Raw genomic sequence first — 23,439 nt, 5'->3', positions numbered from 1 at the left:
GCTCCTTTTCGTTATAGCTCAGCGGGACGAAACGCCCATACGTGCAGCTTGGCAGCTCCGCCCGCTACACAATCGCAAAAGGCTTCATCCGCCTGTCGCCAAGCCTTGATTCTCTCGTACTGTTCCACTGCCTGGACCTCAAACGCTTCTACAAAAAGCCCTGGCTGGTCCAGACCTTCCATGCAGCGGTACCCAGTCGCACCCATCGCCGCAAGTTTATCGGACATGTCTGCAAGGAGCGAAAGAGCGTTTGCCCGCTTGGCAGAATCCAGCTTATATTCCATGAATACGGTGAGCACCATGACGTCCCCCTTTTGAGGTCAACCCTTTATCATCATACTTTTTTGAGGAAACCGGAACAAGATCACAATTTTTTTCAAATGGGGCGGGAAATCTCCTGCTACGCGCGCTATAATAAACAATAATCAATACAGCCAAGGAGGAAAGGAGGAGTACGACGATTCCATGGATACTGCCACACACTTTGCCATGGGCTTCGGATTGGCCGGTCTCGCCTATCTCGATCCTGTCGTAGCAACTACTCCGGGACTCGCGGAAGCCGTCATGCTCGGAACTGTCATCGGATCGCAAGCACCTGATCTGGATGGCCTGATCCGACTGCGGGGTACCGCGGCTTACGTTCGCAACCACAGGGGCGTATCACACTCTGTTCCTGCGCTGTTTCTCTGGACAGGTGCGCTGTTTGCCCTCATTCAGGCCATTATGCCACAAACCTCGTGGCTCCACTTATTGGGTTGGATCTTTCTGGCGGTCTGTCTGCACGTATTTGTCGACTTGTTCAATTCCTATGGAACCAAAGGGCTGTATCCGTTTCGAGACAAATGGGTCGCTCTCAACGCCATTTTTATTTTTGACCCGTTCATATTCGCCGCTCATCTCGTAGGCTTCATGCTTTGGGCTGCAGGGCTTGAGCCGGGCCGATTGTTTTTGTGGATTTACGTGATCATCGCGTTCTATTACTACTGGCGCATCCAAGCACAAAAGCGCACCACTGAGCTGGTTCGTCAGCGCATTGGAAAAGCGGGCGTCTACACGATCATTCCCACGATTTCGTGGACACATTGGACTTTCGTAGCCAAAACGGAGCATCATTGGTACGTGGGGGAAATCCATTCCGGTGATGTGATCATTCTCGACACGTTTTCGATCAAACCTGAAACAGAGGTGATCGAAGCGGCGAAAAAGAGTCGCAAGGTGCAGTCGTTTCTCTCGTTTACTCACCATGTTCATGTCGAGACAACCGAAAGACCATTTGGCTACGAGGTGAAATGGATCGATTTGCGCTACCGCTCGCGTTTTCAAGGAAAGAGCCACTACATGTTTGTCGCCGTGGTTTACCTCGGATATGATTTGGAAATCCGCGATTCGTTCGTTGGCTGGATCCATCGCGGTGAAGACCAATTGACCAAAAAAATGGACCCCAACCGACAGCTCGGATAATACGCACGCCGCCCATCCATGATTGGGCGGCTTTTTCGTCTGACCTGCCATAGCACTTGAAAACTGCCCCTTTTGACCATGGCAAAATCCCGCTACGATAAGGCTAGCAAATTCGAAGGAAACCTGCTTGTCAGATGGAGGGACCACGATGATACCTATTCGCTATTCAAAACGTACGTTGACCGATCAAGACCAAATTGACGCCTTTCTGGCAGTGGCCAAGGTAGGGAATCTGGGTCTGACCGATGGAACAGAGCCGTACATCATCCCCTTGAATTTTTGCTGGTGGAATGGCCACATCTACTTTCATGGCGCAGACTCCGGACGCAAGGTGGATCTGATCAATGCCAACAACCGCGTATGCTTCAGCGTCTGCGAGGAATATGGAACGATCGCCGACCCGATCCCCGCTCATACGGACACGGCTTACATGAGCGTCTTTCTGTCGGGAACAATCGAGCGCGTACAGGACCCGGAAGAAATGCGCGACGCCATGCAGGCCATGCTCGACAAGTACGTCCCCGGCTACTACCCGGAGCCGCTTTCCCTGCAGCATGTAGTCAAATACCGTTCATCCATGAACAGCGTGACTGCCGTGTTTCGGATTAGGCCTGATAGCATCACCGCCAAAGGAAACCCGCTGCCTGAAGACAAGCACTTTTATCCCGGACGGACAATCGGGCAAGACAGCAAAAAGCAAGACTGATCGGGTCCCTGTCCAAACGAAGAAAAAGGGTACCACCGGCAATCGCCAGACGGTAACCCTTTTTTGTTTCCGCTTATTTCGTGTGGGCAGCTACCGCTCGGATGATCGTATCCCAATCGTCCTCATGCACCTCATGTCCCGACCCATCCAAGGTCAGCAAGGCAGCTTCAGGGATTTCCCTCACGAGAGCCCGTGCATGTTCGAACGGAAGCACCGGGTCATGTGTACCGTGGATCACCAAAGTCGGCACCTTTATATCCGCATGCTTGCCTTCAAATTCATCATCCCCCACGAGCAGAGCGTGATTGAACATGCTGAGCAAGTTTCTCGCTCTCTTGATCTCCGCAGTGACCTGGGCGAAAGCGCGCTCTTTGTTGAAGGTATGGGCGGGACCGCACAGCAAAGCCGATCCTTCCGCCAAATAGCTCGCAACCGCTTTTTCGTCCGTCCAATCCAAGCTGCCAGCATTGGCATGGTACGCAAGAATGCTCTCATCCATGGGAGGCAGGTTGCGGTCGTTCTGATCGGAGCCAAAAATGCCGGATGCAACCAATGTCAATGACTGCACACGTTGCGGATAATGAACCGCGATCACTTGGGCAATCATTCCTCCGAGTGACATCCCGACCAAATGGGCCTTTTCGATCTGGTAGGCATCGAGTACACCCACTGCGTCACTCGCCATATCCGCTACCGTGTAATTGGATGTTCCCGGATCGTATGTCGTGGAGCGTCCCACATCGCGATTGTCATAGCGAATGACAAAACGGCCCGTATCCGCCAGACGCTGGCAAAATTCTGTATCCCAGTACACCATCGAGCACATGGCTCCCATGATCAGCAAGATGGCCGGATCATTGGGATTGCCGAAGCTCTCTGCACAAATTTCAATTCCGTTGATAGGATGGATGGTTTCGCGTTGCATGAATCATTCCCCATTTCATTCGTATTTGCACGCTAATTGACAAAAGGCAAACTCAAATAAACCCACACACTTTTCGCAAAAAATGAATGAGCCCTTGAGTGTACACCAAGTTAGCGCAGACGAATGAATTGGATAATCACGCTACACACACCCTTCTCGTTGAACTGACTGGGTATTCACCCCGCCTACTATCATTGTAGCACATGTCAGCAAGTCACGCACGGCGGCTGCCTTCGCAAAAAAGAGCGGCGAGAGGAGAACCCGCCTCCCCTTGCCACTCTTTTCATGCTCGGTGCCTACATTTCAAATGGAGCCGTCATCCCGGTCGAGATCGCAATCCGATTCCACGCATTAATGGTGTTGATCGCCATGATCAAGGACACATATTGCTGCTCATCGAAATGCTCGCGGACATCTGCATAAATTTCATCAGATACGCCGCCTTTTGAAATCAGGGTAACCGCTTCTGTCAGTGCCAGCACCGCGCGTTCCGCATCCGTGTAGAACCCGGCTTCTCTCCAAGCATTGAGCAAGTAGATGCGCTGTTCGGTTTCACCCAGCTTGCGCGCGTCCTTGGTATGCATGTCGAGACAAAAGGCGCAGCCGTTGATTTGGGAGGCGCGAATTTTGATCAGTTCGATGAGCTTTTTGTCCAATCCGCTCTCCTGGACGAATTTCTCCAGCTGCAGCATCGCGTTGAGTGCTCCCGGATTGGCGGATCTATAGTTCATTCTGGCTTTCATGATCATCTTTCCCCTCTGTTTGGAATGTCGTTTCAATCTCCAAGACGAGTGACGCTCCGTTTTTGTGACCAAAAAACGTGCTCACAGGGAAAAATGCTTCAACTTTTCTGGATTGATCATCATGTATAGCCGTTCGATTCGATCCTCATCGGGATTCAGCACCACGTTGATGACTCTGGTCGGCTGGCCTTCAGCTGTGACGACAATGCCTGGCTGGCCATTAATGGATACCACCTGGATCTGGACGTTTTTCTCCCACTTGCGCCACACGCCGGTCAGGAAAGCGACTACGCGCTGATCGGAACGAATCGGATGGATTGCTGCACGGGTTTTTCCGCCTCCATCTGTGATGAGTACGGCATCCTGGCTCAGCAATTGCACCAGTGCTCCTGCATCTGCGCGGGACATGGCCGCGATCAGCTGTTCTACCAATCTCTTTGAACGCTCCGGCTGTACGGCTACCTGCAAGCCCTCTCCTGCGCCATCGAGCTTTTGCTGGGCACGACTGAACAGCTTGCGGCACCCTGCTTCGGATTTGTCGAGCATTTCGGCAATGGCCCGGTAATCGTAGCCAAGCGCCGTACGCAATACGTAAACCGCCCGCTCATCCGGCGAAAGATTCTCCAGCAAGACGAGAAGTCCGTATGAGATCGATTCTTCCATCAGGACAGATTGAAGGGGATCATTCTCCAAAGAGCCATCTGCCAACGGCTCCGGCAGCCATTCCCCAACGTACTGCTCCCTCTTCCAGCGAGCTGACTTCCACGTATCCAGGCAACGATTTGTGACTGCTTTGCACAAATAGCTTTTCAAATGGTGGATGTCCTCGACGCCGCTCTGTGTCAAAGCAAGAAAGGTCTCCTGAACAATATCCTCGGCCTCTGCCACCGATCCCAGCATGCGATAGGCAAGGGTAAACAGAAGTGGTTTGTACTGTCGATACACATCCTCCATCCACACTGTCATTATTTTGCTTGCCCGAACTGCCAGATGGTATGGCTCAGACTGCCGTAACGGAAGCTCATGTGCAGGCGATTGGCGATGCGCTCATCGTCTGCCGCGCCCATCGCGTACACGAGCGGAACAAAGTGCTCGCTGCCATAGGCGGGAACCGCTTTTTCGGCGTGGGGTGCCAGGGTGCGATACTGAGCCAAATCCGTTACGTTCCAATCGGTCAATGTATGCTTCAGCCATTCCTCGAACTGCAGGGACCATTCAAACGCTCCATTGGAGGTTTCCCGCATGTCGAGGTAGGAAAAGTTGTGAATCGTGCTGCCGCTGCCGATGATCAGCACGTCTTTCGCGCGAAGGGGACTTAACGCTTTTCCGATGGCATACTGCTGCTCGATGGTCAAATTCGGGTTCACTGAAAGCGATACGACCGGAACATCTGCATCCGGGTACACTTTTTTCAGCACGACCCAATGTCCGTGATCGAGTCCACGCGACTGATTCAGGCTGACTGGGACACCTGCGGCTTGCAGCAACGCTACTGTCTCCTCTGCAATTTCACGATCCCCTTTTGCCGGGTACTGGATTTCGTACAAAGCTTGCGGAAAACCGCCAAAATCGTGAATGGTCGGGAACGTCTCCATGACCCCCACTTCTTGTGTGAACGACTCCCAGTGAGCAGAAAACATCAGGATCGCTCGGGGCCGACGAGGAAGCAGATTTGGCAAATGGTTGAGCGCTTGTGTATAGGAATTGTCTTCGATCGCGAGCAAAGGTGCACCGTGAGCGATAAACAGGGATGGCATCATCATGAAACACTCTCCTCTTTATTTTTTAAACTTAGTTACTTTTAGTAAGTATTATACCCTATCCCTTTTCCTATTTCTATCTTTTCCTTTTGTTTTCGTATTCATGGCCTTGCACAAAAATACCCTCAGAAGAAACTCCTGAGGGTCGACTTTCCTTATCGAAACCATTCCACTGCCCGCTTCAGCTCCTCTGCCTGCGTCTTTAGCGACAGAGTGGCGGAGGTCACTTCTTCGCAAGCCCGCACCTGAGTCTGCGTGGCCCCCACAATCAAATGCGTCTGCTTTGCTCCCCCTCTTACCACGGAAGCGGTCTGCGCCGAGGAGGCAGACAATTGCTCGACGCTCGCTGACATCTCCTCCGTAATCGCGGACACCTCCTGCACCTGACTCGCAATCTGGCCCATTCCGCGAGTAATTTGCTCGAAAGCGGACTCGGCCTCCTTTACTACTGCCGCGCCGCCATGAACGTCCCCGGCCATTCGCTGCATGGAAACGACGGCTTGATCCGCCTCACCCTGCACGTTTTTGATCAGGGCGGCGATTTGCTTGGCAAAACGGTCGGAGCTCTCTGCCAGCTGCCGGACTTCTTCTGCCACGACAGAAAATCCTCTCCCGTGCTCCCCAGCACGTGCTGCCTCAATCGCGGCATTCAGGGCGAGCAGATTCGTCTGAGACGCTATCTGTGTGATCATCTCGACGATTTGCTGAATCTGCTGCGAGCTTTCACCCAACTGCTGAATGACGCTAACAGACTCGTCCATCGCAGCAGTGATGGCATTCATCTGGGCCGTTGCTCTTACCAATGAGTGGATACCTTTCCTCGCATCTTGCTCAGCCGAGACAGACGTTTCTGCCAGCAGAGCGGTCGATTCTGCTACACGCTGAATGCCTACTGCCATTTCCTCCATAGCCTTTGCGCTCTCTTCAGCGCTGGCGACAGTGGCGTCGCTCCCCGCAGAGATCTCCTCCATGGCAAAAGCTATTTGGTTGCTCGCTTCCAGCGTCTCCTGCGCGTGTCTGCTCAATTGGTCGGAAGAGAATGTAACATGTCCGGCGGTTGCATGCACCTGCATGGCAAATTCCCGCAGCTTGTGACGCATTTCATTGACGTGATTGGCCAATTCCCCGATCTCGTCCCTGTTTTTCACGACGAGATCCGCTTTGCCCAGCTGTCCCTTCGTGACCAGCTTGACGGCTTGTACGACTTGCAGCAATGGCTGACGGATGTGCCTGGTCAGCATGACCGAGAGCAGCAGACTGATAAGCAGCGAAACCCCCATGCTGATCAGCGCTTGCATCCTCCCCGATTCATGCAGAGATGCAGCCTGCTTCGTTGCAGCTGCCGCTCCTTCCTGACACAGGCGTACGAGGTTTTCCAAATACCCCTCCGTCACTTGGAACATGGTGTCTGCTTCCCTGAGCAAATCCGCTAGCGAGACTGCGCCCGACTGCTCCACCAGAGTCTGATACGCCTGCTGGTAATTGAACCAGGCAGCCTTCAAGGACTGAAAATACTTTTCTTCCTCTGTACTCAACGGAAAGCTTTGATACACTTCAAATTGCTTTTGGATCTGCCCCAGTGTCTGCTGAGCCTCTGCGTCGATAATGCCCTTTTTGCTCAAGTCGGTCGTACTCGCGTATTGAATTTGCAACGAAAAAAAATGCTCCGTCTGATATTTGATATTCATGATGGCGATTGTCTTGGGAAGCCAGCTCTCGTTGATCTCTTCCGCCTTGCCGTTGATTTGTTCTTCCGTTCGCAACCCGAGCCAGCCTAAAGAGGCCATGAGGACCAGCATGCACAAAAAACCGGCAAACAATTTCGTTCCCACTGTCTGCTTCATCCCGCTCACTCCCTCCCTGATGATGCCTGAAACAAATTTCGTCAGCTTGTTTGGTGAGGCCGCAAAAAAGCGGAGAAAAAGAACCTGACTGCCTCGGGTGCTTTTTCTCCACAACTTGCCTACAATGCTTTTCTCGTTGGATGGGGGGTGGATTCCCGTTCAATCTCCTCTTCATTTGCTGGGAGCTTGTAAATCGTCTCCAGCAAATCGTCGACAGCCGCACGTTCCTTTTCCAGATGAGCCTCGGTCCAGCCGAGCTTTTCGCCCATCAGGCGAATGACCGCATCTGCTTTCTCCTCCGCTTTTTTCACCTGAAAATAAGTCCAGCCCGTACGCAATCGCAGGAAATCGACTGCAGTAGTAGTCATCTCTTCTTCGATCGCGTACGACAGCTGTGCCCGGAGAAGCTGCTCTTCCTGTAACGGTCTTCCCTTCTCTTGGACCGCTTCCAAGCGGCTGTAGATTCGCATCGTGTTTGTTCCGTAGGTATCGATCCATTCTTGTGCCGTCGCGACGTCTACCCCTTTGGAAATGCCCGTCTGCAAAAGCCCTTGCTTGCAATCCGCATAGTCGGTGTGGCCCATGCGCTCGCCGCCGCTGATCACGATTTGATCCGTACTGCAAACGCCGAATGGGCGCCCCTGCGCTTTTGACAAATCCTCGGCGACCAAATCCACCACTTTTTCCGCCATTTTTCGAAATCCTGTCAGCTTTCCGCCAGCGATGGTGATCAGCCCTGAATCCGAGATGAACATCTCATCTTTGCGAGACAGCTCAGACGGTCCTTTTCCTTCCTCATAGATGAGCGGACGAAGCCCAGCCCAATGAGAGACGACATCTTTCTCTCCCAGCTCTACGCCAGGGAACATCGCATTCACAGCTCTCAGGAGGTAGTCGCGATCTTCCTTCGTCGTACGCGGCTGATCGATGTCCAGCTTGTAGCCGGTATCCGTAGTGCCTACATACGTGATATGGCCGCGAGGAATGACGAATACCATGCGTCCATCCGGCGTATCGAAGTAAGCCGATTGCGTAACGGGCAGCTTTTCCTTTTCGACGACCAAATGAACACCTTTGGTTAAATAAAGGCGCTTTCCTTTGAGCGAGTTATCGAGTTTGCGAACGTCATCCACCCAAGGACCCGTTGCATTGACGATTTTCTTCGCATAGATTTCATACGTCTTGCCGGAATGCCGATCCACTGCCTTGACCCCGACAGCTTGCTGGCCGCGGTAAATAAACTCCGTCATCTTTGCATAATTGACGATGCATGCCCCTTTGCTCCACGCCGTCTTCATGATATCCAGCGTGAGTCTCGCATCGTCAGTCCGGTACTCGTAATAGAAGCCGGCTCCCTTCAACCCTTCTTCCTTCAGCAGAGGCTCCAGGCGCAGCGTCTCTTCTCTGCTCAGCATCTTGCGCCGTTCCCCTCGCTCGACTCCTGCCAGCCAATCGTAGATGTACAGACCGACGGATGATGCCAGATATCCGTATGTCCCTCCCTTGTATACAGGGAGCAGCATTGGCGCTGCGATAACCAGATGCGGTGCGTTTTTGTACAGGATGGCACGTTCACGGCCTACCTCCTGCACCAGCTTCACATCTCCTTGCTTCAAATAACGCAATCCGCCGTGAATCAGCTTCGTCGAACGGCTGCTTGTTCCTGATCCAAAGTCGTTCTTCTCCAGCAGTCCCACGCGAATCCCGCGTTGGCTCGCATCCAGTGCTATCCCCGCTCCCGTAATCCCTCCTCCAATAACGAGCAGGTCCAATTCTTTTTCTGCCATTCTGGTGAGGACAGCAGCCCGATTATTCGCAGAAAAATGAGTGTCCATCTGCGCTCTCCCTCTCTTCTCCCATGTACTGGTTGTGCAAAAAAATAGAAAAACCCCCATGAAAAAGAGCAACTTGAACACGTCAAGCTGCAGCTTCTCCAAAGGGGTTTCTCCTGTTCTCTTCCCTTATGAAAATGCTAGGGTACTAGGACCACAATTCATTTGTTCCGACGGAGACAGCCAGTGCTCCCGCTGCCAGCGCGTCGTTAATCTCTTTTTTGGTATCAATCAACCCGCCCGCAATGATCGGCAGAGGCGTCAAATTTGTCATCTCCTGAATCACACGGGGCATCACACCCGGCATTACTTCCACAGCATCAGGCAAAGATTGCTCGATGACCTTTATCCCTTTGATCACAGCATTGCGATCGATCAGGAAGATCCGTTGAATGGCCATCAGATTCATCTCTTTCGCCACCCGGATGAGGTTGCTTCTCGTCGAAATAATGCCGGTCGGTGCAATATTCTTGGCGACATACGCGACACCACTTTTATCCGCTGCGATGCCTTCAATAAACTCCATATGTAAAAATACGTGTTTACCGACGGCTTTGACTCGATCCACCAGTTCCTTGATGTTGAAAATCGATCCCGTGAGCAAGAAAATAATGTTCGCTTCGCTCTGGATCGCGATTTCCAAATGCTGTTCGTCTTGAACGGCGGCAATTGTCTGGCATTCAACCAGATCAACAATCGGGTACATTCCATTAACCTCCATTGAACTGGAATCCTTACCCTGTATTATAGCATGCTTACCTTAGAGGTTAACGATCTCTTTAATACTATTCAGAATATAGCGCGGGCTATATTCACTGGTTTCGGCCATCTCGCGGGTACTGATTCCGGTCAGCACCAAAACCGAATTCATCCCCGTGTCGTTGCCCATTTTGATATCCGTCTCCAGTCGATCTCCGACCATGTAGCAAGCTGAATAATCCAGACCGAGGTGCTGCACCGCTGCCTCTGCCGCGATCCTGGAAGGCTTGCCGACCACCAGATGGATCGGCTGACCCGTCGCTCCTTCCAATGCACCGATCAATGCGCCTGTATCCGGAATCTGTCCATCCTCAAGCGGGCAAGTGCGATCCGGGTTGGATGCGATCACGACGGCTCCGCGAACGGCTGCCTGATACAAATCATTGAGTCGATCATACGTAAAATGACGATCCCACGACAGAACGACGTAGCTCACTTCCGATGGATTGTCGCTCATGGCTATGCCGTGATCGCGCAGTTCATCGCGGATCGGCTCTTCCCCAATCACCAATACTTTATCTTCGCCCTGACACACGCTCTTGAGATAGCGTGCAACGATCAGCGATGAGTTCAGAATATCATCCACGCTCGTCGGAATCCCCATCTTTGTCAATTTGTGCGCATAGGACTGGCGGGTGGCAATCGGCTTGTTGGAGAGAAAGACGACCTTATCCCCTCTGTCACGCAACGCTTGGATCGCTTCCACCGCCCCATCAATGAGCTGGTCTCCCAGGTAGACGGTTCCGTCCAGATCGAAAATAAATCCTTTCATCCTCACACACTCCTGCCTTCTGTTCTGTCCACCATCAGTAGAGCTGATCTTTCGTAAGCTTCTTCGCCAAAGCCTGGAGAATGATGACGATCACGATAATCAAGATCGCCATCGCGCATGCCGTATAATATTCACCGCGCAGCAGGTTTTGGAACACAGCCAAGCTCATCGGCGCCCACTCTGTGGGAGCCAGAAGAATCGAGATGCTGGTTTCTTTGATAACCGTGACAAAAACCAGGATGGCTCCTGCCGCAATCCCCGGCAGCATCAAGGGTCCAATGACCGTGATCGCTGCGATCAAAGAGGATGCCCCCAAGCTGACAGCCGCCTCTTCAATATCCTTGCGAATCGCCATCATCGAGCTCATCGTCGAACGGATCATGTAGGGCATCCGGCGAATCGTATAAGCGATGATCAGCAGCAGAGCGGTTCCTGTCAAATGAATAGGCGCTGTGTTAAAGGTCTGGATCAAGGCAATCCCAAGAGCGATGCCAGGTACGATCAGGGGAATGGAAGAAACGAAGTCGAGTCCTCCTGATCCGCGGCGTACCACGAAATAAGAGACAAAGGTCGAAATGACTACGCTCAATACCAGAGTACCCGCAGCGAGCACCATACTGTTCCATATGTTCTTGCCGGACGTGCTGAAGATCGTCTTATAGTGGCTCAAAGTGTAGCCGTCAGGCAGCGCATGGTGGCCCCATGTGGTCGCGATCGAGGAAAGAAAGATCGACCCGAGAGCCAGCGTCGGCACGAGCATGATCAGAAACGTATAGATCGTCAGTCCGGTAATGGTTCCTTTGTGGTCATTGAGCTTTTGCTTGGTCGGCTTGCCGGAGATCGTGCCGTATTCCCTTCCTTTGATCACGAGACGCTGCAGCCAGAAGAAGAAGGCCGCGACAAGCAGCATGATGACTGTCAGTACCGCCGAGCCCGCCCAGTTAAAGAATCCGGCGATTTCACGGTACGACTCTACGACGATCAGATTCAATTCCTTTGGCGCCAAAATAATCGGTGTTCCAAAATCGGAGAAGCTCACCGTGAAAATCAGCAGCATGCTGGAGACAATGCCAGGTACGGCAAGCGGCAGCGTGACACGCAAAAATGTGTACCAGCTTTTTGCCCCCAGGTTTTGCGAGGCCTCTTCTAACGTGACATCGCAAATTTTGAAAGCCGCCACCATCGGCCACAATGCGTACGGGAAAAAGAAAAAGACTTGAACCAGAACGATCCCCAGCATCGATTGCACATCAAAAATGACACCTTCTCCTCCAAAGCTATGGTAGAGCTGCGTCACCCAGCCTGTTTTTCCGAACATCAGGATAAAGGCATGGGAGGAGATGAAGGTAGGCATGATCAATGGGATGGTGCACAACGCCGCAAAGAAAGGCTTAAACGGCATCTTCGTGCGGGCGAAGGCGTATGCGATCGGCAGCACGATCACGGTTACCAGCACAGCGACACCTGTTCCCAGCTTCAAGCTGTTGATCAGAGCGGCGAAGTAGCTGTTTCCTTCACTAAATATCGACGTGTAGGCTTCCACGGAAAGATTCGAAAGCTTCTTCATCGTCGATGCAAATATTTTCTGGCTGGTAAAGCTGCCGAAAATGTTCACCGGTTGACCCGTAAAGCTGACAAGCAAAATCGAAAAGAGCGGAACAAGCAGGAAAACAAAGAAAAAAAGATAGATGAACCACTTGAGAGCCGTTAAGCCGTTAAGCTTTGCGAATAGGCGCTTCATCATAACGCCACCACGCGATTCGGATCAATTTGCAGCTTCACCGCTGTTCCTGATGGCAAGATTGGACTTCCCGCTTCAAACACCGTATCAACCTCAAAGCGCAGCTCGCCCACCTTGACGTCGTATCGGATCGTCGGGCCCAAATAAGTGGATAGTTCAATCGTTCCATCCAAGATGTTCTCATCGCTAGCTGCATGTTCGCTCGTCAGAAGACGAATGCTTTCCGGCCTGATGATGACTTCCACATCTTTTTTCGTCGTTGGGTACGTGGTGCGAAGCTGCCTGTTTTCATCAATCCGGATCACGGTTTCCCCCGATTCGTTCACCCCTTTGACCATTCCATTCAAGATGTTGGACGAACCTACGAAATCTGCCACAAACTTGTTTACAGGGTTGCTGTACAAAGCGGTTGGGGTATCCACCTGTACCAGGCGCCCACCGTGCATGACCGCGACACGATCTGCCATGCTCATGGCTTCTTCCTGATCGTGGGTAACAAAGATCGTCGTGATCCCGACTTTTTGCTGAATCTGACGGATCGTGACACGCATGACGTTGCGCAGCTTTTTATCGAGATTGGAGAGAGGCTCATCCATCAGCAATACAGCCGGTTCCATCACCAGTGCACGAGCGAGTGCGACACGCTGTTGTTGACCGCCTGACAGCTGGCCAGGCAATCGATCTGCCAAATGCCCCAATTCCACGAAATCCAGAGCATCCCTGACTTTTTGCTCCGTAATCCGGTCTACCTTGCCGAGTCTTCGGTTCAGCAAATGAGCCAGTGTCGATAGCTTTGTACCCAGACCGCCTTCGTAAAAACGGCGAATATTCAGGCTGTAGGCTACATTTTCGAACACGTTTAAATGGGGAAACAGGGCGTAGCTTTGGAAAACCATCCCGCAGTTGCGCTGATTCGCCGGAATCTGGTTTACGTTTCGATCGCCGATGTAGATATTGCCCGAGGTCGGCGTCTCGAATCCGGCCACGCAACGCATGGTAGTCGTTTTTCCACATCCGGATGGACCCAGGAGGGCGAAAAACTCGCCTTCCCGGATCTCCAGATTGACATCTTCCAAAGCGGTGTTTCCGTTAAATTGTTTGTTTAAATGCTCTATCTTCACCGATCCCATTGGAAGATCCCCCTCTTATTGGAATTTTTGACGCCATTCGTTACGCACGCGGTCGTAGTTTTGTACGACCCACTCCACATCCAGCTCCTGTGCGTGCGGAATCACTTTTTCCAGGGTCAGAGGAGTCTTGGACTGCACTTCTTTGGAGATCGGAATGTGGTACCAGTCAGCCAATTTTTGTTGTCCATCTTTGGACAGCAGGTAATCGATGAATGCTTTCCCGCCGTCTGGGTTAGGGCCATTCTCTACCAGGGAAACGGGGTTCACGATGATTGGCGTTTTTTCAGGAACGATGAAATCCACCTTCTCGCCTTTTGCCTTGTTTTCATACGCCATGAAGTCAAAGCCAATTCCGATCAGAGCTTCCCCTTTTGCAACCGCTTTCGTAGGAGCGGAACCTGAATCCGGCATCGCGCTCATCTGCTCCACTAATTTTTTGAAGTATTCCCAGCCTGGTTCCTCGCCTTTTTCCATCAACTGGCTAAGAACCAGCAGGGTAGCTGTCCCCGAAGCGGCAGGGTTTGGCATTTGGATTTTGCCCTTCCATTTCGGATCGAGCAAATCGTCCCACGTTTTCGGCAAATCTTCCGGCTTCACCAGATCTGTGTTGTAAACGAAGCCCAATACGAATACCTCGGCCCCGATCCACTTCCAATCCTTGTCGCGAACTTTGATGCCGTCTTGAACTTCTGGCCAATCCTTGATGGCTTCAGGAGTGTAAGAGGTGATGATCCCTTTGTCCTTTGCAGATTCGAATGGCAAGAAGCCGCCCCCGCCATACCATAGGTCAGCCATCGGGTTGTCTTTCTCCGCGATCATGCGGTTTACGAGGACGTTGGTACCCGCGTATTGCACGTTAACAGAAGAACCTGGCTTCAGCTTTTCAAAAGCCTGTCCCATTTCTTTGGTCATGTCAGGTGTTTCTGGCGAATAAAACGCGATGGAACCCAGCTCTTTTTTTCCTCCGCCATCTGCGCTGCCCCCAGCCGATGATCCTTCAGAGGAAGAGCAACCCGCAAGCACGACGGATGTCAGTAATGCCGCAGTTGCAACCCCGTGAAACCATTTGTTCTTTTTCATTTGTCAGACCCCTCTCTATTCTTTTCTGTTAATCGACCCTCCCGATGGAACCAGGGATATAGACACAAAAAGGAAAAAACCCTTACACAGCATAAACACACTGCTCCCCTGAGGGGCATGTGTTTACGGGTAAGGGTTTTCTCCATTTTCTCCGCCTAACCGTATGTGAACTGTATTAGTCGATTAACAATTTATTCTAAAGGGAATTATAGGCATCCTATACATTTTTGTCAATGAAAACACTTACATTTTTAATTTTTTCTAAAATTTATACGAAAACGAAAAGAAAAAGGCTCGTCGCCAGAGCAGCGACAAGCCTTTTCTCGTGATTAGCAGCTATTATTTCGCAGCAGCGAAACGTTTGCTTACTTCATCCCAGTTTACTACGTTCCAGAACGCGCCGATGTAGTCAGGGCGTTTGTTTTGATATTTCAGGTAGTAAGCGTGCTCCCAAACGTCCAGACCGAGGATAGGCGTTTTGCCTTCCATTACAGGGCTGTCTTGGTTTGGAGTGGAAGTGATTGCTACTTTACCTCCATCCGCTACCAGCCAAGCCCAACCGGAACCGAAACGGCCAGTCGCTGCTTTTGCGAATTCAGCTTTGAAGTTGTCGAAGCTTCCGAAAGCCGCGTTGATTGCGTCAGCCAGTTCACCAGCTGGTGCGCCGCCGCCATTCGGGCTCAGGATTTCCCAGAACAGAGTGTGGTTCGCATGTCCGCCACCGTTGTTGCGAACTGCTGTGCGGATGCCTTCTGGCAGAGCGTCGATGTTGCTGATCAGCTCTTCTACGCTTTTTCCTTGCAGGTCAGCGTGAGCTTCCAGAGCTGCGTTCAGGTTGTTTACATAAGTTGCATGGTGACGACCATGGTGGATTTCCATTGTTTGAGCGTCGATATGTGGCTCCAAAGCGTTGTGTGCGTAAGGCAATGCAGGCAATTGATGTGCCATTGTTACATTCCTCCTCATGATATGTAGTGGTCAAGCTTCGTCTTTATTATAATGCAAACCGCGCACTTTTACAACAAATCGGTTTGCAAAGTATCGAAATCTATAATTTTCTCTTTCAGATATTTCCTTCTTGCAAACCCGATCGACCGTGCTAGACTTGGATTATTACAAACATGAGAATCTAGGTGATCAACGTGGAAATGGATGTATCAACCATACTTTTTCTTGCATTGTTTGGCTTTGTTGCCGCCTTTATTGACAGTACCGTAGGCGGTGGCGGATTGATTTCCCTCCCTGCTCTGCTCGGTCTCGGCATGCCCCCCTACCTCGCGCTCGGAACGAACAAGCTCGCGGGAACCATCTCATCGGCTACGAGCTCGGTCACTTTTATCCGTAATGGCAAATTTGACAAAAAGCTCATGTTCATGCTCTTCCCTGTCTCGCTGGTCGGAGCCTATTTCGGAGCCAAGACGGTGTTGTTTGTTCCGCAGGAGCTCTTGAAAGTGCTCGTGATTATTATGATGGCTCTCATTTTCGTTTATACGCTGTTTAATAAACGGTTCGGGGAAGTTGCCAATTTCAAGGGCTACACCAAGTTCACTCTCAGTCTGGGCATCCCGTTTACCTTCCTCATCGGTTTTTATGATGGATTCTTCGGACCGGGTACCGGTTCCTTTTTCGTTTTCCTGATGGTGCTGCTCTTTGGCTACGACTTCGTGATCGCGGCAGGAAATGGGCGCATCCTCAATCTGGCGAGCAACATCGCAGCACTCACGGTATTTACCCTCGAGGGCAAGGTCGTGTTCGTGACTGGTCTCGTCATGGGTGTCGCCATGCTGCTCGGTGCCTCACTCGGCGCTCGCATGGCAATCAAGACGGGGGTGCGCTACGTTCGACCACTGTTTTTGATCGTTTCCATCACACTCATCACGAAAATGGTCTACGAGCTGATCTTCACCCCGTAACATACAAGCATGGAGGCTGTTCTTTGCCGCACGAGGTGCGCTTATGGACAGTCTCTTTTTTCCATTCAGGCATTATCCTTTTTCCCCAAACAAAAAAGCCTGGCGTCTGCCAAGCTTCTCTACTCTTCCTTGCCTTTTCTCTGCTTCATCCGCAGAATGATGCCGTCAATTAGCAGGCCGATGCCCGCTCCGTAAAAAGGTGCTGCAAATCGGGTACCTTCCCCGAGAGGCAGATCTTTCAAATACACGAGGAACACGCCCAAGATAAAGCCGATCATCGTGTAGCGCAGACGGGTCGGACCCATGCGACATCCCTCCGCTTTTATTTCCCGAATTTATTTGGCATTTTCATATTTTTCATGGTGCGGCTCATTTGCTTCAGCTGTTTTTGATTCAGGTTCATACCCATTGAGCGAGCCATGGCTTGCAGCTGCTTTTCATCCATTTGCATGTTTTGCATTTGCTTTTTCAGATAATAAGTCCCACCGGCAAAACCGCCTACCAGGCCGAGCAAAAGTGTAACGATCGGGATTACCCAGTTGTACCAAGCCATCAATACATTACCATCCTCTTTGCGTAATTACGAACCCTTTCATTGTACCATAGATGGGCGATAAGTACATTCTCGCCTAAGAAATTGATGACCCTGCCCTCAGCATGTTTCCCCTCCCGTGCATATGCTGATGAGAAGAGGTGATGAAAACATGGCTCCTATCGTCATCATAGACGCTGGGCACGGTGGCGTCGATCCAGGCGGAGGAAACAGCGCTCAGTTTACGGAAAAGGCGATGACCCTGAACATTTCCCTCTATCAATACCGTCGTTTTCAAGAACTGCAAATACCGGCAGCGTTGACGAGATCGTCAGACGTTACCTTGCAGAGTGAAGACCGAACCGCAGTCGTCAGAAACAGCGGGGCGCGCTATTGCATTAGCAACCACATCAATTCCGGCGGCGGGCGAGGGACGGAGGTCATCTACTCCATTTACAGCTCTGCTGCCTTTCCACGCTTGATCGCAGAAGAGCTCGAAGCGGAAGGTGTGCCGAATCGGCGAATCTTTACCCGTACCCTTCCTAACAATCCCAAGCAAGACTATTACTACATGAATCGCGAGACGGGCAGTGTCGAGACGGTGATCATCGAATACGGGTTTGCAGATAATCCGGTCGATGCGGACAAAATCGCCAAAGACTGGCAAAGCCTCGCCGAAGCAGTCATTCGCGCTTTTTGCGAATACGCCAATCTGACGTACCGCCCTCCCCAAACAAATCCGCCTGCTGCAGGAGGCGGCGGAAATGCAAATCCCGGAAGCGGCAACGGAATCCCGAGCACTGGAGGTGGCAGCGACGTGCCTGACTGGAAACAGGAAGCAATCGACTGGTTATTTGAGCAGGGACTGTTGACCAACGAGGATTGGAGAAACAAGGCTGACACCCCGCTCCCTCTGTGGGCAGAGGCCGTGATCCTTAAGCGCTTGTACGAAAAATTGAAATCATGACAGGAGATGGTGCCGCGTGGGTTTTGATCTGGGCTTGATCATCGCATTCGCCCTGGCGGCCACCGCGGCCATATCCGATGTATTGCGCATTCCCAAAAAGCTGCGCGGCTGGGTAGCGGTGGTCTTGATTATCGGGTTGTACATGGTGAACCAATGGCTGTACTCCCCCAGCTTTGACTGGAAAACAGCCCTGATGGAAGGCGTCACCGCAGGACTCGCCAGCGTCGGTATCCATTCATCGACCAAAAACACCCTCGAGCAGTGGACGGGGAAATCGTCCACCAGCTCCAAAAAACAAGACTCTCAATCTGCCGTGTAACGCGTGAGCGGCGTATCCGCCAGTCCCGAATAGTTCTTCCTTGCAGGCACACTCACCACTTCATCCTCCGGGTAGCGATAGGCTGTCAGCTTGCCGCCGAACACGCATCCCTGGTCGATATTGAGTGTGCCGTTTCTTCTTTCCGGCTCAGGCCGAGGGTCGTGCCCCCAGACGATCAGAGGATCATGGGTCTTTCTCTCCTTTGCCCATTCTCTGCGGATCGGACGACCATCCGGCCCTGTGCCGGCAACATCCCCGTAACGGCAAAACGTATATACCGCCGGTGATTCCAACCCTATGTAATCGTCCCGGATCCCTGCATGGACAGCGACAGCAACAAGCTTTTCCCCTGTCTTGACCATCATGTGGGAGGGTGACGAAAAGAGCAGCCTGCGACTCTGCTCTCGCAGCAAAGTGGCTTTCTTGGGGCCGAACTCCTGCTGGTAGGCCCGAAATTCTTCCTCTACCTTTTCATCGCCATGTGCGAGTGTCACAGGTCTGCCATCCAGCCAACGGGCGACCTTCCACCCGTGATTGCTATCCACCATCTCCGCTACGCCTATGGAAATGTGGTGAATGAAAAATTGCAGCATCTTGATAGAGTATGGACCTCTGCTCGTAATATCACCGAGGGAAAGGAGCTTCCTGCCCTGGGGATGGCGAAACGTACCGTCCTGGCTTCGCTCATAGCCCAGCCGCTTCAGCAATTCCGTAAATTCGTCGTAGCAACCGTGGACATCACCGACGAAATCTACGCCATTGTCAGCCGAAAGCACCTTGGAGCGCGTTTGGGGTTTGTGCCTCATAGCCCGTCCCCTCCTTTCCAAATCTATTACTTACTATCTTTACCACATAAACGAAAAAAACTCACCCTCTATTCCGGGTGAGTCACTTCGATCAGTCAACCAAGGTTGTTGGTATGCACATAAATCGCTGCTTGCGTCCGATCTTCCACGTTTAACTTGGCTAAAATGTTGCTGACATGCGTTTTGACCGTTTTGATGCCGATGATTAATTCATCCGCAATCTCCTGATTGGACTTGCCCTGTCCGATCAGCTTGAGCACCTCCAGCTCTCGCGGTGTGAGCTGTTCATGCGGCTGCGCTTCCTGCCCGTGACGGAAACGGGCCATGATTTTGCCTGCCACGCGGGATTCCAGGACGGGCTCTCCGGCAGCCGCCGAGCGAATCGCACGGGCGATCTCAGCTGCACGCGACGTTTTCAGCAGGTAGCTAAAGGCCCCAGCCTCGATCACGGGATACACCTTCTCGTCATCGATGAAGCTCGTCAGCACGATGACCTTGCTGACCGGACATGCCTCACGAATCCTTCTCGTTGCCTCTACGCCGCCAATGCCATCCATGACCAGATCCATCAAAACCACGTCAGGTCGCAGCTCCACAGTCAGACGCACTCCTTCTTCACCGCTGCCTGCTTCTGCGACGACCTCAATATCATCCTCAGTCGACAAATAAGCGGCCAAGCCCATCCGTACCATTTCGTGATCATCTACCAGTAATACCCGAATCACGGATTACTCACCCTTCCCGTTCCGTCTGTGACATCAAGGGAATCCGCACTTCGATTTGCGTCCCCTTTCCTTTCGCCGAGTAAATCTCCATCGATCCACCCACTTCTGTTACCCGCTCCTGCATGCTGCGAAGCCCGTAAGAAGTCAGCTTTTCCCCATCCGGATCAAAGCCGACTCCGTCATCTGTCACGCGCAATCGCACCTGATCCTGCAAGGTAAACAACTTGACCGCGATTTGCGTCGCCCTGGCATGCCTGAGCGTATTGGAGAGGGATTCCTGCAAGATGCGGAACAAGTGGTCCTCGATGCCACTGGGCAAGCCTTCGACCGCTTCAATCTCCCATGTGATCTCCATGGTATTTTTACGTGTCAACTCATCCAGCAGTTCCAAAATGGCTTCTTTCAATGATTTATTCTGCAGCGTGGCAGGCCGTAAATGCAGCAGCAGCGCACGCATCTCCGCCTGTGCCGCTGCCGCCATTTCCTCAACCAATTCAATCTGCTGGGCTGCCCGCTGTGGATTTTTTTCGATCAAACGCTTCATCGCTGCCGTCGTCATCGCGATCGCGAACAGCTGCTGACTCACTGCATCGTGCAGCTCTCTCGCCAAACGCTGCCGCTCTTCCGTCACGGCCGCCTGCTTGAGCTGTTCTGCCAAGGCAGCATTGTGATTGGACAAGCGCTGCAGGGAGGCTACCTGCTCTTCCCACTGGGACGCGAGCCGATTGAGCTGCCAGCCGAGCTCTCCGATTTCATCGACACCCAGCTCGGGCACGCGATAGGAGAGCATGCCTCGTCCCAATTTCATCGCGGCTTCCCACAACACACTGATGCGCTTTTTTAACAGATTGCCGTAAATGTAAGACGTGATCAATCCCATTAGCGCGCCAATGGGCAGAGAGACCGCTATCGCTACTGACTGGATGACCCAATCAGGCTCCCCGGGCAGCTGGATTCCCAGATACTCTCCCACCCACAGATTCACCTGCGAGTCCTGCACCAGCCCCGTGTACCACCGCTGAATCCCTGGATCGTCTTTCCATAAATAATGGAACCAAAAGAAACAAACAAACGCGACTGTGACCGTCGCCAGGGATAATCCCATGCCGTATCGGACACTTTGCCATTGTATACTCGCTAATCGCTGTCGACGCATTCGCCAGTACCTCCTAGATGTACTTGACTTTGATATCGCCGACAAGCAGCGAGATATGCAAATTCACTTTTTGCATCGCCTGATCATAGTGATCCGAGCGAATCATGATGCTGCGGTTGATCCCGCCCTGACGGTTACTGAACACTTCCAGATCGCCGACGGAAAGCTCTGCCGAGACGGATACCGGCAGATCGACGGGCACATAGATGGTGACGTCTCCGATCCAGCCCTCCACGCTAAGCAGAGCTTCCTCCTGCATCAGCATCGCGCGCGACAGATCAATCACCACATCTCCGATCCCGTGCCATACCTGCAGATGACTGAGCTCAAATCGGCCGGAAGTAAGATGAAAGTCTCCGATCAACGAACTGCGGGAATCTTTGGGTAATGATTTTCCGTAGCGGAGGATCGCCGCATTTTCCTTTTCCATGACTTTTGCGGGGTCCCCTGACACAGGATCAGGAATATTCTGCCCTTCATGCTGGGCTGCTTCAGCTGAGGGTTCTCCTGAACTGAACCTTTGCCCTACGCGGGGCTCTTTGTCCCGAGTCTTTCCCCTGATCAGCCTAAAGCCAAAATAGACAAACAAAACCGGAATCACCAGTTGAAACAAGTCGTCGATCCCGATGCCGAACCACATTTCCAGGGCAATGATGATACCCAGAGAAAATAAAATACCCCCGCCGATCCGTTTGTTCTGTCCCCACAGGCGAACCCCAAAGTAAACCAGGACCATGGGCCACAAATCAAACAGACCGAACGAGATGATATGCAAGCTATCTAAAAAGAGACCAATTCCCGTCAGGATGATCAGGACACCAGCCAACATTTTGTGCACGCGGGACAGCTTCACGAAAGTCTCCTCTCTTACGCCCCATGCCGATTATTTTCACTTCTGTCCGTTACGACATGTATAAATGAATGCAGGCGGAATGTTCAGCAGGGTAAAGTTGGTTTCTACCCAGCTAAAACGCTTCTGCAGCTCAGCTTGGAGTTGTAGCGAATATTGAAATGTGATGAATAGCCCGCCAGGAGCCAACACAGATTGAATTTCATCCAGGATGGCTGCACGGAGCTCTTCAGGGAAGTTGGCGAACGGCAGACCAGAAATGATGACGTCCGCCTTGCCAATTTTCAACTCCTCCAAGTAGTGGCTCAACATGGTCGCTTCTTCCCGAATCGTGACTTCGGGAAAACGGGACTGCAGCATGGTCCGAAATTGGGCATCGCGCTCCACTAGCACGTAATGAGTATCTGGACTAATGTTTTGATAGATCGATTGGGTGAAAGCACCTGTCCCCGGTCCCAATTCTATGATGACATTGGCCCGGTCCCAATCGACACTGCTCAACATGCGCTCGCACAAAAAACGAGAGCTGGGAGCAATGCTGCCGACGCGTCCAGGCTCAGCGATAAACCTTCGCAAAAAGACCAAGAAATCTGCCAAGAATAGAACCTCCTAGGGGAAAAGCAGCCTGTCAAAACAGGCTGCCTGATTGCCACAATCTATTCTACATCCGGTGCCCCGGTTCCTGTCCGATCAGGAATGATCCGCTGGAGCAACCGCCTCTTTTTTTTCCTTCATCGATGCCTTGATGTTTGCCAGTTCGGCATCGAGGTCGTCCTTTTCAAGGTCAGTCAATGCGTTGTCCAGACCAAAGCTTGTTTGGCGCCATTGACCGCTCATTTGCGCTTCTGCTTCCATGCGCATGACTTTCTCTTCCATGCGGGCAAACCCGCGGCCGGCGGTCTGATTGCCCATTCCTACCACAGCATGATTCACTTGCTTTTGGGTACGAGCTACCTGTGCACGAGCCATCAACGTAAACTTCTTCGCCCGCATCTTGTAAAATTCCTCTTTTAGCTCAGCCAGTTTTTCACGCATTTGGCCGGCAGCCTCCGAAGCGGTCAGGAAGAGGTTTTCATATTCCAAGGCACGGCTCTCATACTGCTTTTTGTCCGCGAGTGCCCGGCGCGCCAGTTCGTCCTCGCCCTCAGTGAGTGCGAGTTTCACTTGGCGGTCGCGCTTTTCGACCAATGCCAAAGCTTCCTCCCACTGCTGACGGAATTTCTTTTCCAAAGCTACCTGACGGGCAACCGCCACTTCAACCTGCCCAATTTCTACTTCCATATCACGCATGTACTGATTGAGCATAACCACCGGATCTTCCATGGAATCCAATGCATCGTTCACCGAAGCTACTGTCAGGTCACGTAAACGTCTAAAGATACTCATTTGTCATTTCCTCCTCATCATATCACATCGTC

General features: G+C 52.0%; 26 protein-coding genes. 5 read left to right on the top strand and 21 right to left on the bottom strand.

What is annotated here, in order from left to right:
- Positions 1 to 11: 11 nt before the first annotated feature.
- Positions 12 to 302: a hypothetical protein gene (locus tag JNE38_RS04880; protein WP_238933557.1), complete on the bottom strand. Its 291-nt coding sequence runs from the start codon at positions 300 to 302 to the stop codon at positions 12 to 14.
- A 163-nt stretch (positions 303 to 465) separates the two neighbouring features.
- Between JNE38_RS04880 and JNE38_RS04875 the strand changes: the two genes are divergently transcribed.
- Positions 466 to 1,461, top strand: coding sequence for a metal-dependent hydrolase (locus JNE38_RS04875; protein WP_203355509.1), 996 nt, complete (start codon positions 466 to 468; stop codon positions 1,459 to 1,461).
- Positions 1,462 to 1,609: 148 nt separating this feature from the next.
- A complete protein-coding gene (locus tag JNE38_RS04870; protein ID WP_203355508.1) occupies positions 1,610 to 2,167 on the top strand; it encodes a pyridoxamine 5'-phosphate oxidase family protein in 558 nt (185 codons plus the stop codon).
- A 73-nt stretch (positions 2,168 to 2,240) separates the two neighbouring features.
- Here the strand turns inward: JNE38_RS04870 and JNE38_RS04865 are convergent, their stop codons facing one another.
- The 12 genes from JNE38_RS04865 to JNE38_RS04810 form a co-directional block, all read right to left on the bottom strand.
- On the bottom strand, positions 2,241 to 3,092 hold the full coding sequence (locus JNE38_RS04865) for an alpha/beta fold macrolide esterase (RefSeq protein ID WP_203355507.1): 852 nt from the start codon (positions 3,090 to 3,092) through the stop codon (positions 2,241 to 2,243).
- Positions 3,093 to 3,388: 296 nt separating this feature from the next.
- Entirely contained in the window at positions 3,389 to 3,835 is a 447-nt protein-coding gene (locus tag JNE38_RS04860; protein ID WP_203355506.1) for a carboxymuconolactone decarboxylase family protein, read from the bottom strand.
- Between the two features lie 81 nt (positions 3,836 to 3,916).
- Complete coding sequence (locus JNE38_RS04855) at positions 3,917 to 4,801, bottom strand: RNA polymerase sigma-70 factor (protein ID WP_203355505.1); 885 nt, start codon at positions 4,799 to 4,801, stop codon at positions 3,917 to 3,919.
- A complete protein-coding gene (locus tag JNE38_RS04850) occupies positions 4,801 to 5,595 on the bottom strand; it encodes a dioxygenase family protein (RefSeq protein ID WP_203357419.1) in 795 nt (264 codons plus the stop codon). The genes JNE38_RS04855 and JNE38_RS04850 overlap by 1 nt, the downstream gene beginning before the upstream one ends.
- A 155-nt stretch (positions 5,596 to 5,750) precedes the next feature.
- The gene (locus JNE38_RS04845) at positions 5,751 to 7,439 is read right to left on the bottom strand and encodes a methyl-accepting chemotaxis protein (protein ID WP_203355504.1); all 1,689 of its coding nucleotides are present in this window, start codon (positions 7,437 to 7,439) and stop codon (positions 5,751 to 5,753) included.
- Positions 7,440 to 7,558: 119 nt separating this feature from the next.
- Positions 7,559 to 9,274 carry a glycerol-3-phosphate dehydrogenase/oxidase gene (locus JNE38_RS04840; protein WP_203355503.1) on the bottom strand — a complete coding sequence of 572 codons (1,716 nt, stop codon included), beginning with the start codon at positions 9,272 to 9,274 and terminating at the stop codon, positions 7,559 to 7,561.
- Between the two features lie 145 nt (positions 9,275 to 9,419).
- Positions 9,420 to 9,977, bottom strand: a complete 558-nt coding sequence (locus tag JNE38_RS04835) for a glycerol-3-phosphate responsive antiterminator (protein WP_203355502.1) — start codon at positions 9,975 to 9,977, stop codon at positions 9,420 to 9,422.
- 54 nt (positions 9,978 to 10,031) lie between these two features.
- Positions 10,032 to 10,802, bottom strand: coding sequence for an HAD-IIA family hydrolase (locus JNE38_RS04830; protein WP_203355501.1), 771 nt, complete (start codon positions 10,800 to 10,802; stop codon positions 10,032 to 10,034).
- A gap of 34 nt (positions 10,803 to 10,836) precedes the next feature.
- Entirely contained in the window at positions 10,837 to 12,546 is a 1,710-nt protein-coding gene (locus JNE38_RS04825) for an ABC transporter permease (RefSeq protein ID WP_238933556.1), read from the bottom strand.
- Positions 12,543 to 13,673 (bottom strand): ABC transporter ATP-binding protein, encoded by a 1,131-nt coding sequence (locus tag JNE38_RS04820; RefSeq protein ID WP_203355500.1) that lies wholly within the window; start codon positions 13,671 to 13,673, stop codon positions 12,543 to 12,545. The genes JNE38_RS04825 and JNE38_RS04820 overlap by 4 nt, the downstream gene beginning before the upstream one ends.
- Before the next feature lie 15 nt (positions 13,674 to 13,688).
- Positions 13,689 to 14,753 (bottom strand): extracellular solute-binding protein, encoded by a 1,065-nt coding sequence (locus JNE38_RS04815; RefSeq protein ID WP_203355499.1) that lies wholly within the window; start codon positions 14,751 to 14,753, stop codon positions 13,689 to 13,691.
- Positions 14,754 to 15,092: 339 nt separating this feature from the next.
- The gene (locus JNE38_RS04810) at positions 15,093 to 15,701 is read right to left on the bottom strand and encodes a superoxide dismutase (protein WP_203355498.1); all 609 of its coding nucleotides are present in this window, start codon (positions 15,699 to 15,701) and stop codon (positions 15,093 to 15,095) included.
- A 194-nt stretch (positions 15,702 to 15,895) separates the two neighbouring features.
- On the opposite strand from JNE38_RS04810, the gene JNE38_RS04805 reads away from it, so the two are divergent.
- Positions 15,896 to 16,666 (top strand): TSUP family transporter, encoded by a 771-nt coding sequence (locus JNE38_RS04805; RefSeq protein WP_203357417.1) that lies wholly within the window; start codon positions 15,896 to 15,898, stop codon positions 16,664 to 16,666.
- Positions 16,667 to 16,785: 119 nt separating this feature from the next.
- Here the strand turns inward: JNE38_RS04805 and JNE38_RS04800 are convergent, their stop codons facing one another.
- Positions 16,786 to 16,971, bottom strand: a complete 186-nt coding sequence (locus tag JNE38_RS04800) for a hypothetical protein (protein WP_203355497.1) — start codon at positions 16,969 to 16,971, stop codon at positions 16,786 to 16,788.
- Positions 16,972 to 16,988: 17 nt separating this feature from the next.
- Positions 16,989 to 17,219 carry a YneF family protein gene (locus tag JNE38_RS04795; RefSeq protein ID WP_092267036.1) on the bottom strand — a complete coding sequence of 77 codons (231 nt, stop codon included), beginning with the start codon at positions 17,217 to 17,219 and terminating at the stop codon, positions 16,989 to 16,991.
- A gap of 151 nt (positions 17,220 to 17,370) precedes the next feature.
- Here JNE38_RS04795 and JNE38_RS04790 point away from each other — a divergent pair, with 151 nt between their 5' ends.
- Both JNE38_RS04790 and JNE38_RS04785 read left to right on the top strand, forming a co-directional pair.
- Positions 17,371 to 18,165 carry an N-acetylmuramoyl-L-alanine amidase family protein gene (locus JNE38_RS04790; protein WP_203355496.1) on the top strand — a complete coding sequence of 265 codons (795 nt, stop codon included), beginning with the start codon at positions 17,371 to 17,373 and terminating at the stop codon, positions 18,163 to 18,165.
- 16 nt (positions 18,166 to 18,181) lie between these two features.
- Entirely contained in the window at positions 18,182 to 18,484 is a 303-nt protein-coding gene (locus JNE38_RS04785) for a hypothetical protein (protein ID WP_203355495.1), read from the top strand.
- Here the strand turns inward: JNE38_RS04785 and JNE38_RS04780 are convergent.
- From JNE38_RS04780 to JNE38_RS04755, 6 genes are all read right to left on the bottom strand, one after another.
- On the bottom strand, positions 18,469 to 19,290 hold the full coding sequence (locus JNE38_RS04780; protein WP_203355494.1) for a bis(5'-nucleosyl)-tetraphosphatase PrpE: 822 nt from the start codon (positions 19,288 to 19,290) through the stop codon (positions 18,469 to 18,471). The two genes, JNE38_RS04785 and JNE38_RS04780, sit on opposite strands and share 16 nt — an antisense overlap.
- 95 nt (positions 19,291 to 19,385) lie before the next feature.
- Positions 19,386 to 20,015, bottom strand: a complete 630-nt coding sequence (locus tag JNE38_RS04775) for a response regulator (RefSeq protein ID WP_203355493.1) — start codon at positions 20,013 to 20,015, stop codon at positions 19,386 to 19,388.
- A gap of 7 nt (positions 20,016 to 20,022) precedes the next feature.
- Positions 20,023 to 21,171, bottom strand: coding sequence for a HAMP domain-containing sensor histidine kinase (locus JNE38_RS04770; protein WP_203355492.1), 1,149 nt, complete (start codon positions 21,169 to 21,171; stop codon positions 20,023 to 20,025).
- Positions 21,172 to 21,184: 13 nt separating this feature from the next.
- Positions 21,185 to 22,024, bottom strand: a complete 840-nt coding sequence (liaF, locus tag JNE38_RS04765) for a cell wall-active antibiotics response protein LiaF (RefSeq protein ID WP_203355491.1) — start codon at positions 22,022 to 22,024, stop codon at positions 21,185 to 21,187.
- 36 nt (positions 22,025 to 22,060) lie between these two features.
- Positions 22,061 to 22,618, bottom strand: a complete 558-nt coding sequence (locus JNE38_RS04760; RefSeq protein ID WP_203355490.1) for a class I SAM-dependent methyltransferase — start codon at positions 22,616 to 22,618, stop codon at positions 22,061 to 22,063.
- Positions 22,619 to 22,711: 93 nt separating this feature from the next.
- Positions 22,712 to 23,407: a PspA/IM30 family protein gene (locus tag JNE38_RS04755; protein ID WP_203355489.1), complete on the bottom strand. Its 696-nt coding sequence runs from the start codon at positions 23,405 to 23,407 to the stop codon at positions 22,712 to 22,714.
- Positions 23,408 to 23,439: the final 32 nt, after the last annotated feature.

It is taken from the genome of Brevibacillus choshinensis, from assembly GCF_016811915.1.
In the GTDB taxonomy this organism is placed as follows: Bacteria; Bacillota; Bacilli; order Brevibacillales; family Brevibacillaceae; genus Brevibacillus; species Brevibacillus choshinensis_A.
This window is presented reverse-complemented; position numbering and strand designations above follow the sequence as displayed.